14 protein-coding genes and 1 CRISPR repeat array are annotated in these 16,089 nt (G+C 56.5%); of the genes, 5 read left to right on the top strand and 9 right to left on the bottom strand.

Annotation, left to right across the window (positions count from 1 at the left end; all coding sequences use genetic code 11):
- Window positions 1-149: 149 nt before the first annotated feature.
- Window positions 150-1,448: a CRISPR direct-repeat array (repeat unit 30 nt; unit sequence GTTTCAATTCCTCATAGGTAGGCTAAAAAC).
- A gap of 368 nt (window positions 1,449-1,816) precedes the next feature.
- Genes cas2 through cas6 form a run of 8 tightly spaced genes read right to left on the bottom strand, consistent with a single transcriptional unit; the run spans window position 1,817 to window position 10,803 of the window.
- A complete protein-coding gene (gene cas2 / locus VB144_14465; GenBank protein ID MEA4884832.1) occupies window positions 1,817-2,080 on the bottom strand; it encodes a CRISPR-associated endonuclease Cas2 in 264 nt (87 codons plus the stop codon).
- 10 nt (window positions 2,081-2,090) lie between these two features.
- Entirely contained in the window at window positions 2,091-3,086 is a 996-nt protein-coding gene (cas1b, locus tag VB144_14470; protein ID MEA4884833.1) for a type I-B CRISPR-associated endonuclease Cas1b, read from the bottom strand.
- A 15-nt stretch (window positions 3,087-3,101) separates the two neighbouring features.
- Window positions 3,102-3,608, bottom strand: coding sequence for a CRISPR-associated protein Cas4 (gene cas4 / locus VB144_14475; protein ID MEA4884834.1), 507 nt, complete (start codon window positions 3,606-3,608; stop codon window positions 3,102-3,104).
- A 55-nt stretch (window positions 3,609-3,663) separates the two neighbouring features.
- Window positions 3,664-6,153 (bottom strand): CRISPR-associated helicase Cas3', encoded by a 2,490-nt coding sequence (cas3, locus tag VB144_14480; protein ID MEA4884835.1) that lies wholly within the window; start codon window positions 6,151-6,153, stop codon window positions 3,664-3,666.
- The gene (cas5, locus tag VB144_14485; protein ID MEA4884836.1) at window positions 6,153-6,866 is read right to left on the bottom strand and encodes a CRISPR-associated protein Cas5; all 714 of its coding nucleotides are present in this window, start codon (window positions 6,864-6,866) and stop codon (window positions 6,153-6,155) included. The genes cas3 and cas5 overlap by 1 nt, the downstream gene beginning before the upstream one ends.
- Entirely contained in the window at window positions 6,860-7,822 is a 963-nt protein-coding gene (locus tag VB144_14490) for a type I CRISPR-associated protein Cas7 (protein MEA4884837.1), read from the bottom strand. Before VB144_14490 ends, cas5 begins: the two co-directional genes overlap by 7 nt.
- 22 nt (window positions 7,823-7,844) lie before the next feature.
- Window positions 7,845-10,055 carry a hypothetical protein gene (locus VB144_14495; GenBank protein MEA4884838.1) on the bottom strand — a complete coding sequence of 737 codons (2,211 nt, stop codon included), beginning with the start codon at window positions 10,053-10,055 and terminating at the stop codon, window positions 7,845-7,847.
- Entirely contained in the window at window positions 9,991-10,803 is an 813-nt protein-coding gene (gene cas6 / locus VB144_14500; protein ID MEA4884839.1) for a CRISPR-associated endoribonuclease Cas6, read from the bottom strand. The genes VB144_14495 and cas6 overlap by 65 nt, the downstream gene beginning before the upstream one ends.
- 477 nt (window positions 10,804-11,280) lie before the next feature.
- On the opposite strand from cas6, the gene VB144_14505 reads away from it, so the two are divergent.
- The 5 genes from VB144_14505 to VB144_14525 all read left to right on the top strand — a co-directional run bounded on the left by VB144_14505 (window position 11,281) and on the right by VB144_14525 (window position 14,387).
- Window positions 11,281-11,406 (top strand): hypothetical protein, encoded by a 126-nt coding sequence (locus VB144_14505; GenBank protein MEA4884840.1) that lies wholly within the window; start codon window positions 11,281-11,283, stop codon window positions 11,404-11,406.
- 59 nt (window positions 11,407-11,465) lie between these two features.
- Window positions 11,466-11,591 (top strand): hypothetical protein, encoded by a 126-nt coding sequence (locus VB144_14510; GenBank protein ID MEA4884841.1) that lies wholly within the window; start codon window positions 11,466-11,468, stop codon window positions 11,589-11,591.
- A 271-nt stretch (window positions 11,592-11,862) separates the two neighbouring features.
- Window positions 11,863-12,939, top strand: coding sequence for a DUF3298 domain-containing protein (locus VB144_14515; GenBank protein ID MEA4884842.1), 1,077 nt, complete (start codon window positions 11,863-11,865; stop codon window positions 12,937-12,939).
- 313 nt (window positions 12,940-13,252) lie between these two features.
- Entirely contained in the window at window positions 13,253-13,387 is a 135-nt protein-coding gene (locus tag VB144_14520) for a hypothetical protein (GenBank protein MEA4884843.1), read from the top strand.
- A 7-nt stretch (window positions 13,388-13,394) separates the two neighbouring features.
- Window positions 13,395-14,387 carry a radical SAM protein gene (locus VB144_14525; GenBank protein ID MEA4884844.1) on the top strand — a complete coding sequence of 331 codons (993 nt, stop codon included), beginning with the start codon at window positions 13,395-13,397 and terminating at the stop codon, window positions 14,385-14,387.
- Window positions 14,388-15,120: 733 nt separating this feature from the next.
- Here VB144_14525 and VB144_14530 read toward each other — a convergent pair.
- Window positions 15,121-16,032, bottom strand: coding sequence for an HNH endonuclease (locus tag VB144_14530; GenBank protein MEA4884845.1), 912 nt, complete (start codon window positions 16,030-16,032; stop codon window positions 15,121-15,123).
- Window positions 16,033-16,089: the final 57 nt, after the last annotated feature.

Consider the following 16,089-nt stretch of genomic DNA (forward strand, 5'->3'; position numbering starts at 1 on the left):
CCGTCAACGCTCAGCAGTTTCGCAGATGTGACGCACATACCGGAAGAGCTGGGACAAGCGATGAGACTAGAGGAGATTCGGGAGTCTGGATCTGAGGAGAATCACAGCGGCAATTTACACCACTTGACAAGACGTGACCGCCGATGCCAGTTTCAATTCCTCATAGGTAGGCTAAAAACGTTGCGCGCGTGTCGGCAGTATCGCCGCAGATTGAGGGTTTCAATTCCTCATAGGTAGGCTAAAAACCTTGCTGAGGATGGAGCAAGGTACACCCAATGCTCCAGTTTCAATTCCTCATAGGTAGGCTAAAAACCGTAGTGGGGCAAGTCTGGGGGCGTAAACAAGCAGAGTTTCAATTCCTCATAGGTAGGCTAAAAACGCATCTGCCGCGGATAGGCTGGAGTGCGGATTACCGGTTTCAATTCCTCATAGGTAGGCTAAAAACCAGGGCATCCAAGACGGTTCTCGTTGCCCTTGCGATGTTTCAATTCCTCATAGGTAGGCTAAAAACCCAACATATCCGGGCTGCACAACGCGCATGATCGGCGGGTTTCAATTCCTCATAGGTAGGCTAAAAACCGGACCGGCGCGACTCTCTACATCAGAGAGGAGGGCAGGTTTCAATTCCTCATAGGTAGGCTAAAAACCTGTAGAGCGTCCTGCGCTCATCCATATTGAGCACGATGTTTCAATTCCTCATAGGTAGGCTAAAAACCTGCGAGAACGACCCATACCACGAAACGATGTCCCCATGTTTCAATTCCTCATAGGTAGGCTAAAAACGACTCCTCCTTGGGGGCCAGCTTGCGCCAGCCCCCACAGTTTCAATTCCTCATAGGTAGGCTAAAAACTCGTAGTAGGGCCGGCCCGACAGGGCTCGCCATAGCGTTTCAATTCCTCATAGGTAGGCTAAAAACGATCATACGGGAGGCGACCACGATGAGCATTCAAGAGTTTCAATTCCTCATAGGTAGGCTAAAAACGTCTTATCGCGCCGGTGGATCTAGGCTAGTGTGGGCGTTTCAATTCCTCATAGGTAGGCTAAAAACTCATCATCAGCTTCGGGACGCGCCAGGGCCTTGCGAAGTTTCAATTCCTCATAGGTAGGCTAAAAACTCGTTGATGCCGTAGCTCTTGTGCGGGTTGTTGGTGTGTTTCAATTCCTCATAGGTAGGCTAAAAACCTCATTGGCTAGGCGCACAGCAAGGCGACGTGATTGGTTTCAATTCCTCATAGGTAGGCTAAAAACCATATGACGAGCTCGTGCACGGACGCAACATCCGCGTTTCAATTCCTCATAGGTAGGCTAAAAACACTGCGCTGTAAGAGTCATATCCAATCCCCATACGGAGTTTCAATTCCTCATAGGTAGGCTAAAAACCCACTGCCGGCGGAGTGCATTGAGGCCCTCTACCATCGTTTCAATTCCTCATAGGTAGGCTAAAAACCGATTTGAGCAGGCATTCGCCGCTGCACAGTCTCCGCATTCTGCGTTTAATCCAGCAAAGATACCTGTGAAACCCTGCTAAAGCGATATTAGCATTCGGTTCTTCAGTTGTCGATCCCCGGGGGTTTATACGCTACTACAGGTCGACAGCACAGCAAATCGCCGCCCTGCACACCAGTAGAAGACCACAGCACTGGCGTACGTCATCTGCAGGCGGCGCAGACCGCATTTCTGGCGAGACGGCCTCAAGAGCCACCTCAGTGAGCCCGGAGTATGCCACTACGTGACTACCTGCATTATCGCTAGCTTACAATCTGCTACATGCCGCACCCTCGCTGGCCCACTCAGTCAGCGTTCAGCGTTGCTTCCTCAGATTATCTGATCCATCCCGCCCTTTTCCACGCCCATGATCTCGCGGGAGTAGTACTTGGTCGTCCTAAGATTGTAGATAATCACGGAGTCCTCCTCTGGGTGCATGATGTGCCCAAGCTCCATTTTCAGCTTCTTAAGGCCGGCCCCGGTAATCTCACCTTCGAAGACGGAATTCTGGACCCAGTAGAGATACTCTCGGCACTTCTTCAGCACCTTGGTGACCCGTACTTGTTTGATGTCGTAAACGAGTATCACAAACATTAATCTGCACCTACCAAGCAGCAACATAGGGGTCATACTGCTTTTCACCCATGAGGTGCTTCTCCAGCTTGTAGAGCTCCAGCCGAATGAGATGTCTGTACGACACCTGGCGGTTGAGGCTCTTGTAGTTCTGCGTGGTCTGGAGTTTCTGGTCGAATTCCTCAACAAACATCTTGCGAGCGTTTTCCTTCATTACTACGCCCTCAGTGCCCTTCACGAAGTCGTTCTCAGATAGTTGCCTTCTCCCAAGCAGAGTGAATATGATACGGTCCACTATGATGGGTTTGAAGATCTCGGCAACGTCCAGGTTCAAAGTGAACCTCCTGAAGTTCGTTGCATGAAGGTACCCGATTCTCGGGTCGAGATGTGTGCGATAGATCTGGCTCAGAACTACTGAGTACATCATCGAGTTTCCGAAGCTGATCAGTGTGTTCATGTAGTTCCTCGGCGGCCGTCTGGTTCTGGACTCAAACGCGAACGCAGGCTGGCCAACTATGGCGTCGAACGCTTCGTAGTAGGTGTTCCTGACATTGCCCTCGATCGCCATCAGCGTTTCGCCGTTATCGCAGTCAGAGATGTCCGCCCGACGCCGTTCGATCTCCTCCCGTACATTACTGATGTCCTTCTCACGTTTCTCGTAGTATTTCACCACGCGGAGCATGTTGTCCGCCGCGCCTTTAACGAACCTCTTGGCGAGATCCAGCCTCTTAGAATCATCGAGATAGTGCTCGGCCTGCCGCAGCGTCATGTATCCGGAATTCATGTGCTCTCTAGGATAGAACGTGCCCATGTAGTATCCGTAGTAGTTGAAGTAGTGAACGATGATCTCACTTTGTGACAGGAACTCGAGGAGTCGCTTGTTCAGGCTTACCTCGCCGAAGGCCATGATCTCGCTGATGTCCTCCACAGGCAGGAATCTCTTTTCACCGTTCTCCGTCTCGAAGTAGATGGTGTTGTCTTTCCGCTTTAGCTCGCCGTTTGAGAAAAGGTAGAAGGTGCGCTTCACTGAGCAACCCACCTTTCATGACCAGCACAGTTCCGCATAGCCACAGCCCCGGCAGTACCTGATCTTCTCCGGCGCCGGCGGTTCCGAGAGATACATGATCCGGAATATGTCACGTCGCGCCCTGTCCAACTCTGTGTGACTCGCCTCGTCTAGGGTTACGCGTTCCCGTTTGCGCTGTTCAGGAAATCGAAGCTCCCCGACAGCGCTGACACCGGCGCGGTCAAGCTCGTCCAAATAGAACAGCAACTGCATCCTAGCACTCTTCTCGCCGCGCATGCTCTTCTTGATCTCCCCTACCACGAGCCTGCCATCCTTTTCGGACAAGACATCAAGCCTCATCCCTGGAAGGGAGATCTCCTTCTTCTCACGCTCGTACACGTGCTCATGAAGGAACCTGCCTAGGTCTATAGACGGGTTGTCCTCATCCGGATTCACCTGATGGGCCATGAGCCACACTTGGCGTTGGCAGATGTAGTAATACCATACTAGCGTTCCAGTAACGTGCATGTCATCACTTGCCATCTCACCCACCCATGTCGCCTCCGTTTCAGGTACGAGCACAACCGCTGAGCTCTTGTCAGATCATGAACCTGCCCGATGGATCCTCCTCGCCGGGCGCCGCCTTGAACTGAGCGAGGCCGGTGGCCCGGGAGTAGCTGTTCACATCGGACAGGATGCCAATGGGATGTTCCCTGTCGAACGCGACCCGGCCTACGGTGGCTTTGGCATCCAACGGGACTATGAAATGCTGCAGCACGGCCATGAACTGTTTGCGCTGGCGGAATGACAGGCTATTGCGGTAGTGCGGATCCAGATATCGCTCATAGAGCTGCATCAGGCCTGACGGAGCGAAGAAATCGAGAAGAGCCCTTACACGACTCCCCAGGAGACTCACGCCGAAGGGCACGAAAACGCTAGCTTGTGGGTAGTCTTGGCCAAAGGGGTCCGGGCGGCCTAGAGCCGACCATTCTCCGAGTGCAGCGTCCACCAGTCTATCGAGCGGACCGGTAGCAGTAGTCCGTGCCATTAGCTCTGCGTAGTAGTCGCCCACTATCTCCCTAGACTCAGGTTCGTCCCAGCTCGAGTGGGATTTGGTGCATGCGTCGGTGGCCTGCAGCAGTGCCCTGGGCCGATAAATGAACTCCCGAGTATCCTTGCCATCGGAGCTACGGGCGAACGGAAACACCGTAACCACACCTCCTGCCATCTCCCCATGGCGGTTCACTCGCCCGGCGGCCTGAACTATGGACGGGATGATGGGAAGTGCCCTGATGATCCGGGGGAAGCTAAGGTCCACACCGCACTCGATTATCTGAGTGCATACGGCCAGCAAGGGTTTGCGGCGGCTGAGGTCTCGCTGGAGTCTCCGTATTTTCGAAGCCTTGTGGGGGCCCGTCATGCATGCGGTGAGAAGCCGACACGACCGACTTCCGACGAGCTTGCATGCCTCGCTATACACTCGATAAGCGTCACCCACGGTATTCATCACAACTGCCACAGCAGGGAAATTGTTCTCTTCCATCAGCTTACGAAGGGCTTCAGCTGCCATGCTTGCTGCACCAGCCTCATCGACCGCGATTTCACTCACCTCGATCTTGTATCTGTTATGGCTCGGCAAGTCTATGGCGTCAGGGGCTAGCGCAACCGCTGGCTCAGAAAGGCCAAGCTGGAGGGGAGGCAGAGTGGCGGTTGAGAGCAGCACTCTCGCGTCACATGATCTAGCTGTTGCCTCCAGCATGGCCAGGAACACCGTCCAAGAAGCGTGGTCAATGACCTGCGGTTCGTCGATGACTATGAAGGCTCGACGGAGGGCCTTGATCCGCATGGTTTGCTGAGCCCTTGATGGGAAGAGGGCGCGGAAGTACTGATTGAAGGTGGTGGCCACCACGGACGCCGCCCATGAATCCAACATCACGGCGCCTTCATCCTCGGAGACACCTTCTTCGTATGCACGTTCCTTTCCATCAGGTCCGATCACTGAGAGATGGTGATGCTCCATGGCTCGTATGCCGGTGGCCCTGCGTATCTCTCTGGACGCTTGAGACAGTATCGACATGTACGGAGCCACGTATACTATCCGCTCGCATAGCCCATCCTTACAGGCTTCGAGCGCAACACGCGTGGACGTGACGGTCTTGCCCATTCCGGTGGGAAGCACGAGGGTGAACACGCGAGCATCAGGCTTATCGGCTAGGGCGTGGTGGAATCGCTGGACGCACTGATCCTGGAGGGCTCCGCGGGTATCCACTATGGACTGCGAACTGCCGCCAAACGCCAGCGCTTCCGCTCGGGAAGTGCAATAGTCAGATAGAAGACGTAGAGCCTTATCGGCCTTCTTCGCTGTGATGATCGGATACTCGAAGTCCGCACTGACGCCAGCCGCGTCCAAACGATCAGCGGCTACCATAGCCGCAGTGTTCATCCTGACGCACTTCGACGCGGAGTCTACATAGCGCTGCCTAGAGTTCGACAATGCTGCCCGGCACTGTATTTGCGAGGATGCATGCCACCGGCGCCATGCATCCTCGGCCTCTTCCCGAACCCAGTCGGGGAATCTGTCCACGTCGAACAATACACCCGAGAGGCATGTGCCAACGAAATCGGCGAAACCATCTAGGTCGCATTCGGCAGCGTGTCGGTAAACGTCTATGTTGATCCAAGGGGGTTCCTCGTTTATGTCACGCAGCTCGCCGTGGTGGTCGTAGATGTCTCGGGATATCTGCAGGACGAGCCTTCGAGTGTCCGCGTCAGCGTCAATACCACTGTCCCGCCAGATTCCCCGCTGATCGATAGTCTTCATCGCTACGTAGAAGAAGAGGGCAGATCCTAGTGGGGAGTGATTGGAAGACTCCCTAGATTGCCTGCGGATGTATCTTTGCCAGCTGGCCCGGGCTTTGCCCGCATCGTGCATGAGCCCGCCCAGAAAGCGGATTCTCGACAGAGCATCGCCTTCAGGTTCTCCGCATCCACGGGCCACATAGAGCAAGTGGTCTGAAAGCAACCTGAACTCGCCCTGTTCATTACGAGGACGTGCCCAGCACTGATCGAACGGGATGATTCCTCTCATCACCAAAGCGCGGCCACCGTCCCATCATGGAGTCGCACAATAGAGCACAGCCCCTGGGCTCTCTCGGTGTTTGCGACAGGCATGAACCGGATAGGCTTACCCGACGCCTCATATACCAAGTTGACCGCGCCGCGGAATCTCCGCTGGTCTGGGTCGACGCATTGATGCAGCATTCCGCCGACACGACCGTATCGGGCGCCGCTTTCTGGGATGAGTCTGTCCACCACGTAACTCGGTAGTACTGTGCGGCATGAAAGCTCATCGACAGTAGCCAGCGGGATTTCCCGGAATTCGTCAATCACTGGGCTATCAGGAACCGTGGGGCAGAACGCACTTCCGAGGTAAGTGTGATACACGCTCTGCCCGGCGGCCATCATCCCGGCCAGCTTCCCAGCATGCTGGCCGGAGTAGTACACCCTGTAGTGGGGGTTCACCACAAACTCCACCGAAGTAGGCCTGCTGAACGTGCTCTTTGGTTCCCCCATCCACCCTTTGCCGAGGAGCGACATCTCCTGTACCACTGTAGCAGGGGGAGACAAGAGCTCGATCCCCACCACGTTCTCGCCCTCGAGGGATGGTTTACCCAGGACCGACGCCATCATGCCAAGGAGCGCGGTCCTGGAGATAAACGGGTAGGTGGCGTGGGTCACCGAAGTGTCCGGACGGCGGAAATGCGCCATCTTCCCTCTGAGTTCGAAAACGAGTACTACCATGTCGACGCGACCTCTCCTGGCAGTTCTCCTACGATACTAGTTTCCGGATTGACCCATCGCCTCACCCTTGCCACCTTGGGACAGTCCTTCAATGCCTGGCCAAGCTTGGAGATATCCAGCGTTACCTCGTTGAGTGACGTCGGAGGACGTGTCCCGAGCCACGCGTCGCGGTCAGGCGAAAGCCTTATCCGGTCCTCCAAATATCCGATACGGAAGAATGGATCGCTATACTCTACATGGACCATCATGACGGGCTGCTGAAAGCCCCGTCCCCTGGCCTGCCTGTGCAAGGTTCCGCGCCAGAGCCCCTCGAGGAGCAGCTCAACGTCGTCTTCGGTCATGCCGGTGTTGTCGGCGATAGTGGCGTTTATCACAGCCGGCATCGCAAATACTGCAAACGGAAGAGTGTATGTAGTCCAGATGGTGCCTTGAGCCTTTCCGCCCTCTTCACCCTGGTCAGTAACGCGCCCTTCGTCGCTGGGCATGACTACCGTGCCCTGGACGTACTTTGTCTCCACAGGATGCAGAGAGTGCGCCCAACCGAACTGGACAGGACCGGTCTGATGGAACCCAGCATCGCCCTTCACGCTGTACACCATTCCGAAGGTTCTGGCATCGAAGGCACTCTTCATGAGAGCTTGTCGGGCATTCTTGTCGTCGGCTCGGCCAGCACGCTCAAGTATTGCCTTGGCCAAGCTTTCCCTGCCGAGCAGCTTACCGTCGTCGCGCCGTTCCTCTCGGCAGAACACAAAATACCGTTTGCCCGGCCCGCCGTCGGAGTACTTAGCAAGTACATAGTCGCGGACGTCTCGCTTGATGCTCACATCAGACAGGGATATTCTTCCGTCTTCCTCCCCAAAGATCCGCCTGGCATCACTCTCGCCGAGAGGATCCCTGTTCGGGATCCCATCCTTAACGCTCTTCACAAACAGAATCTCACTGGTCCTAACGTTCACGATTCATCCCTCCGTTTAAGAGTCATTGATTCTGCAAACTCGCGATCGCGCTCTCTGTGGCCACATCGTCGGACTGGACCGTCTTGGCGAACCCGCACAGGTTATATCCCGACCAGAATGCTGCAATGAAGGAGTGAGGGTCTCTCGCGACAACGTCCTTCATCCTCGGATACTCCGCTAGGGCGATGCCAAGCCGGGTTCGAAAATCCTCTGACAGGTGAAAATCGAGCCTCCTCGAGAGCTCTTCCATCCTAGCGAGCCCTCTAGAGTACAGAACACTGGGGGTGAGGTCAGTTCCAAAAGTCATCACTCGGTGTTTGAGGAAGTCCTTGCCCCTATCGCCAACCTTTGTCTTGATCCAGTACTGCCGCGAGAAAAGCCCCGTTAGGTATCCACATGCGAAACCCAATTCCTCGGAATCTCCGAAGTGCATGTCCGCAGGTGCGCCCGACGACATCATTCGCACGAGTTCTCTCCAATCGCGCATGGCCTGAACGTCTCCCTCCTTCGAACCTCCAGACAGCTTCTTCTCATATTCGCCCAGGAACTCCCTGAATGCCAGGTAGAACATCACTTCATCCTGCAGTCTGGCCCTGGCCTGTTGCTGGTTTCCGGTCGACCCACCGGCCCCATGGCGCGCCGCAGCGCTCATGCGCAGTGCGCTGTTCATAATGAACCTCGACCGGCTCAGAGGTTCTCTGTGTAGGGCTCGCGAAAGAGAACTCCAGAGATACGGGCCCCCGTAGGCCGTAGCCAACATGTACGGCAGCGAGCCATACCGCGACAGTAGGTAACCCATCTCCTTATCGGTCGCCTCTCTGCCCTTCACCGCTGAGATCAATGGCTCGGCCATGTACGACGCCTTCCGCACTATCCGAGTGAGTTCGATCGCAGTGGACGGGATCACATCCTCTATCGTAGACCTTAGGTGAATGTCGCCCTTGGACACGCTCCCACTGAAGTAGGTTACGGTGAGACGGAAATCATCCCTGTCGAAGCCCTCCGGCAGGTAGCATTCGAGGCCGGTGATGGCCTTCAAATGCCTTTCCTCTCTGGACTTGGCACGGTCTCTGGAGAGCAACTCGCCTACGGTGGTGACAAACATCTGCTGCTTATGGGGATCGTCGATGAACCGGTCAAGAATCGGGAGGGCAATGGCCGAGCCCAGTATGGACTCCACATTCGCCGACTGCCGGGCAGTCTCTTTGCCTCCGGGACTTGCAGACGGCGAGAACAGCTCTTTCACGAGCCAGTTGTCTATCCTGGCAGCGAGTTTGAGAAAGACGTTGGCTCCATAAGTGAGCGCCTTATAGCAGCTGTCGCAAAGAGCAATCCCATACACCATTCGGTCGATATCGTTGCCCTTCTTCTCAGCCGCCCATACAGCGGCAAATGGAGGTTCCCATGTTGGGGACATCCATGGCCAGGCCTTGCAGTAGGACGATACAACGTGGCCGGTGCTGCCACACACCGAGCACACGGCGTCGACCCCGGTGAGTTCCCCGCCGGTGGCGCCCTCTTCGATCTTCGCTGCCCAGAAAGGCTCCACCACTTTGTCGAGGTCAGTCACGATGTATGCACCGGGATGGAGCATCGAGTTCCCGACTAGCGCTTTTCCAGATCCGGGGATGGGCATCCGGTCCATTCGGGAGAAAGGGCCATTGGGGGTTAACACCGCCAGTATCACCAGGCCATCAGGCGCCGTCTTGTCGTCTGTCGTTATACCAAGGGACCTAACGGCCTCTGCGAGTCTCTTTCCGATGATAGTCAGCTGGGAATCTGTGAGCTTCAGCGTGGATGTACGCTGGGCACGAAGGGCAACGAAGTCTCCTGCCAGTTTGGCTGCGTCGTCATCAGACTGAGCCTGAGCTATGGAGCTTACGGTGTGAGAGTAGATAGGATACACCGGCACCCCGTAAGCGCCCTGGGCGAGTGTGGGGTTCCCCCCCATCGGCAGGACAAAAGGAGCCCCGACAGCCCTCGTAAGATCCGTTACGAACCTGGTCTTCTTGGAAGTCGGACTGATTGGCTGGTACTCCCCCCATTGCTGGGTGGGAAGCGCTGCCGCGCTGAACTCCCCTGGCGACGGATCTATCTCTATCGCGAATACATTGCTGAAGAAACGTGCAGCTCTGTCCTGGGCAACATCGGTGATCTGTTTGACGATCTCATCCGCGTTGCTGCCGCCAGCCACCAGAGGCCTTCCAAGCCTTATCAGGCTCTCGATTAGCATGGGATCCCCCCTCCGGAGCGTATTCCAAACATCCGAAACCCTGGGAATTTTTAGAACCTAGCCCTGCGTCGAGCGCCATTTGAAGCAGAACGCTGGGCCCTTGAAGGCCAAGACGCCCTGAGTAGCCCTTTATGACTGTTCCTTTATAATCTATAATGCTCATCCTGAGCTGTTCCACAGGACGGACTGTTGCCTCGCCCGCAATCGATGTGAGACCGGCTAGCGCCTGGGCCTTTTTGATCAGATTAGCTGACGCCAGCCTGGCGAATTCCGGTTCGCCAGGCTGATAGTAGACAGTGTATCGCGACCCGTCAGCCTTCTGCATGGTGCTGTATGACACTACCGGAGAGAGGGTGCGCACAGCGATCGATTCAGATTGGACCTTCGGTTCACTTGCCGTGACACTGACTGTGCGGACACTGGAACTGTGTAGCCGAACGCCGCCGCCCACCAGAAGGCGAGTAGCCAGGGCATCGCAGAATCCCTTTATAGGTGAAGAGATCACAAGACGAAGCCGACCAGTGAAGACTATGGCGCCTGCTTGTGGTTGCAGGCTGAACTGCCCCATTAGCCGCGAGAACGTGAACCCCTTGAAAACGCGACCGCCAGCAGAAAAGCCTACGTTGTGAAGGAATTCTGCCTGGGCCAAGTCAAGAAGAGAGTATATCGCAGACTGAACGACGTAGTTGTAATGAATAGGAAGCACAAGCTCCGCCGATTCCGGTTCAAGGTAGATCTCCAGACGCACTGGTCATCACTCCGATCGGATGTGACTCTATGCTTGTAATGTGTGGCAATCAAATGGAGTATTATCACATGGGCATTGGGTTTACTTAGGCAGTCGAGTGGTCCACCTCTTGATCGACGCACCCGATAGACGCCTCTGGAATGCATCGGGAAATCCCCAAGATCATGGAGAAGGCCCGGGGCGCGCCCGTTTTCATTGGCGTTCAGCCTGCGGTCCCTAATCTGGAACTAATGGTCTTATGTGCATTATTCGCCAGTTTCCTTGGTTCATCCTCTGCATTTTCAGGATATCATCGTAGATTCGCGCTCCATCGCAATTTCCCAAGAACTGTGAACCCGGCATCCTGAGACATATCTGCCCCACCCCATGCCCCCCACACCGAGTGACAACTGAACTGCATGGTTAGTCCATCTGTACTGTTCCATGTGCTGATGGGAGGCATAACATGAACCACACTAGATGTGGAGGTGAAAACAGATGGCTGATGTCAAGGCGGAGAAGTTCTGTTTCCTCTGGTGGCTCAACTGGATAATCCGCATCCTGCTTATACTTCTCACGATCGCCATACTGCTGTGGTTCATCTTCGTGATCCTAGGCATATAGCCTGGTCGATAGCTGATTGACTTGACCCGAATTCACATCTTCGCGGAGGTGAGCAAATAATGTCGGATGCGAAGGCGGCATGTGTCTTCTTCGTTCCCTGGTGGCTCTGGTGGCTGATCGCGCTTGCTGTGATCTCGCTCATCATCCTGTTCATCCTGATCTTCTTCTTCGGCATCTGCATCTAGGGCGACGACGTCTTGGTCCTGCTCTCAGCCCTCTTGGCCAAAGCGCCGCCGAGGCCAGCAGCACTCCACCGTGGGTCTGGATCAACAGAGGAGGCGGACAGTCCCGCCTCCTTCTGCGTGGGCGGCGGGCGGTCCACGCCAACCCGGCCTCTGTTGCGCAGCCTCTGGATGAATGGCCTGTGCATGATGGGTTTGCCTACGGGATCTTTCCGGCGCTCGGCATCGTCTCACAATGGTGTACAGTATTCGTGAGATAGCGAGGGATGGTGGCATGAGAACACGGACGGTTCAGATCATCGCAGCAGCGCTCCTGGCCTTCATGGTGTTCGGGGCCTGCAGCGGCGCCAGCGTGGCCCACGCGGCAGCGGCTGACGCATGGACAGGCATTCCCAGAGGATGGCGCCTCGCCGGGAGCATAGGAGACTCTAAGGCCTCATATGCCATTCAGGCGGATATCAGGATCATCAACTCACAGGTCATGGGAGAGTACTACTACCTCTCGTCCGGGAAGCTTCTGGAGATATACGGAGACCTCAAAGGAACCGCATTCGACGCTTCGGAGTATGAGAGATGGGATCACGTCACTGGCAAGTGGACGGGAAAGATAGACATGGCGACGGGAAGAGTCACAGGAACCTGGACGTCGCCAGATGAATCGAGGTCCTTCAGCATCGCCCTTGAACCAGTCGCCTCATACGTATGGGATGCCCGGGTGGAGCACAGGATCGTAGATGTAGATAGCTCCCTGCCGGTATTCTCGGCGAGAACCCGGATCGCCTCATCTGCAGAGGATCTGGCGGCATCTGTATCAGCAGCAGCCCAGAAAGCCGCTTTGGCTGATCTCCCCTTGGAGTACGCCCCCGACCCCAGCGACCCTGATAGAGGCGATCAGCGCTGGGCTGTGTCCACATTTGGCAAGGTCGTCTACTGGTCGGACAGTGTGATCAGCATGATGCACGAGATCTATACATTCTCCGGCGGCGCGCATGGTATGACGGCCTACGAATCGATCAACACATGGATGCAGAACGGCACTCCCAAAAGGGTGTACCTGCAGGATGTTCTGTTGAACGGATCTGGCTATCAGAAGGCCATCGAGAAGCATATTCTTGCCGATCTCAAGGCCCAGGGCGCGGCATTCGTGGCCAGCGGAGAAGTGCAGAGCGTGCCTGAGGAGTCCCTGGAGCGGTTCGTCCTCCTCCCCAAGGGGATCGCCTTCTACTTCGGACCGTACGAAATGGGTTCTTACGCAGAAGGCGTGTATGTTTCCATCGTCCCGTGGAAGACCCTCACGCCATACCTGAATGCCAATGGGCCAGCAGCGGACCTGATGAAGGTCAAGTTCTAGTCGCTGTTCCACCCAGAGGCAGGAGCCCTAATCCCACTGGGTTAGGGCTCTTTCGGTTTTCTCGGGACGATGGGAATCGGCGCTGCCCTCCCCGCGGGCTCCCTGGGTGGAGCAATAGTCGCTCTTGCACAGTTGATGAGAGGTGTGCCAACCTGCAACGCGAATATCTAGTTGATTCGTTCAACGCCAACGAATCCGGGCGATTCCGGCAGCAGCACTTGCAGTCCTCAGACGATCTAGAGCCAAGTCGCCTTTTCGAGCAACGTCCGTCTTTAATGCATCGGTCACGGTGATGGAAAACGGGTTCACCGCAATGGAACTCACCTTGATGCTTGAAATAGCCGGGCTTACTGTAGAGCATATCTGGGGCGGCACCGCGGGTCAGTGGGGACGCAGGCCTCTTCTTATGGATGAGATGGAGCTCATGATCGTGGCCAAGCTGGGCTAGGAAGGCTGTGTGTTCAGATGGGGTGACCATACAGGAGACTTCATGCAAGTCTGCGCTGACCCGCACTGGAATCCCAGGGGTGGAGTACGCTCTCAACCCGTACGTTGGATGTGCCCATGCATGCGTGTACTGCTACGCATCGTTCATGACCAGGTTCTCGAGCCACACTGGCGCCTGGGGGAGCTGGGTGGATGCCAAGGTGAACATCCCGGATGTCCTCGAGAAAGAGGTCACGCGCCTGATCTCGCGGCAGAGCAAACGGAGGCCAGACGGCCAGGGAGTGCTTGTGAACATCCCCGAGGCATCGGCGCCGCCAGTCGCACCCACGATCACCATCTCTAGCGTAACCGATCCTTATCAGCCTCTCGAGGGCACTTGCCAGCTGACGCGCGCCTGTCTCGAGGCGCTGGCCAGGGCTGCCAACTGCAGTCCGGGAGCAGATCCTGGGGCAGATTCTGTGGCAGATTCTGTGGCAAATCCCCGGGCGAATCTCCGGGCGAATGCAGTTCGTCCCGTCATTCCCAGAGCATCCATACTGACCAAATCCGCTCTGGTCGTGAGGGACATCCCCATACTCAGGGATCTCCCCGGCAGTGAGGTTGGCATGACCATAACCACTCTGGACGATTCCCTTGCTAGGCTCGTCGAACCTGGCGCATCCCCTCCGAGCTTGAGGCTTCAGGCCCTGGAGCGGCTGTCCAGTGAATCGATTCCCACCTGGGGTTTCATCAGTCCTGTTCTTCCCTACTACAGCGATTCACTGACGGCGCTGGAGGCCATGATGAAGCGCTTGTCGGAAGCGGGAGTATCCAGGATTCTGGTAGACCGGATGAACCCGTACCCTGCGGCAGTATCGGGATTCACCAGGGTAGCGCGCCCGGAAGCAATAAGGGCCCTCGCAGGCTACAGGTCCTCACCAGAAGCCTACCTGGCCCGCCTGAAAGATGCTGCTCTCACAGCCTCATCCGGACTGGACGTGGAGATCCGGGTGCTATTCTAGCGCCTCTCTGCCTGCTGCCTGGTCGAATCCTACCCGGAGCAGACGCGCAAAGCACCGCCGCCGCGCCGCCTTCCTTCATGTCCAGCTACGCGCGTTCTGCCCATCGCGGGCATTCTTGCACTGGCGATCCACTAACGGCATTCAGTCGCGCCTCGATGGCGCGCGCCCGGAGAACGGGCGGAGTTTCCCATTTTTGAGTGTGATCCGCCGGAAAATCCTCACGGATGAGTATCTCCACCCGCCATTTCACTCAAAAATGAGAATCCCGGCGCCGTCACCCGCGACTGCTCGCCCGAACGAGTACAAGCGCATATGCGGTAGGCGGCGCCGCCGCGCCGCCCTTCCCCCGCCATTCCTTTGTGTCCAGCTACGCGCGTTCTGCCCATCGCGGGCATTCTTGCACTGGCGATCCACTAACGGCATTCAGTCGCGCCTCGATGGCGCGCGCCCGGGGAACGGTCGGAGTTTCCCATTTTTGAGCGTAAGCCGCCGCGAAATCCTCACGGATGAGAATCCGCACCCGCCATTTCACTCAAAAATGAGAATCCCGGCACCGTCACCCGCGACTGCTCGCCCGAACGAGTACAAGCGCATATGCGGTAGGCGGCGCCGCCGCGCCGCCTTTCCTTTTTCATGCCTGCGTTTGATGGGTCTGCGTCGGATGAGCCTGCGTCGCATGGGTCTGCGTCGCATGGGTGTAAAGTTGCATGGGTGTAAAGTTGCATGAGCATCATCAGTGCTGGTTGCGCGTGTCGTCGAGGGCCTGTGGCTCAGCTGCCTTGGGCAGATGTCTCAGGTCGGCGCGTGTCACGTTCAATGCAGCAGCATCTGGTCCGTTGGAGGGTGTGACGACATGTAGTGTATCTGGGTCTATGGCAAACAGCCCTGCTTCGTATGCTCTATGATGTAGTGCGCAAAGCACAAGCCCATGCGTGGGATCGTCGTCCGCCTTGCGGCGGTTGGGCTTCAGGCTGACGACATCGAGCAGCTCTGGAACTGCGATGTTGCACACAGCGCATTTGTAGCCATAACGCCTGAACACGCCAAATCGAAACCTGGTGCTGGAGGCTCTGCGCTTGCTGGAATGCGGCAGGCAGTCGCAGGCTGGCTGAGCTGGTGGAAATAGCCGTCCAGGGTCTTGGGCGACGCAAGCCATTGGCTGTTCCACCGCGCCGAACATGACAAGGAATGCCCCGCCGGCATCGTCCCAGTCCTCCACCCAGCCTATGCGCACGTCGCGAAGGGACTTGCCCGGCCCGGCCGTCGTGACCACGAAAACGGGGAGCCTCAAGAGGCCAGCATTCTTCGTGGCGCTGATCTCCTGAAGATCTCGGCCCAGTGGACGAGACGTCCTGGCATAGTGATAGATGACTCCGTCAGCAGATAGGTAGTTGCGGTGCTCACCGGTGTGGAGCAGACCTACAGTGACACCGCGTCCGTCTGGCGACACTGAGCCTGTGATTGCCTTGTCCACCCAGATGCCCTGGCCGCCGCCGTAGACTCTTAGGTCCCTGAGCAGGCCTGGATGAACGTCGTGAGGCCCACGAGCCTCTTTCAGCTTCGCCCACATTTCCAAACGGCGTTGGTATTCCGCTGCAACTGGGCCTTCATGGACGCACCTAATCGACTCTTCCAACTGCAACACCACTCAAACTCCACTGCTAGGTGGGACTATTCGTCAAAGTAGTCCACAACACCTCCG

The organism is Clostridia bacterium (assembly GCA_034926675.1).
Lineage (GTDB): Bacteria > Bacillota > DTU025 > DTU025 > DTU025 > JAYFQW01.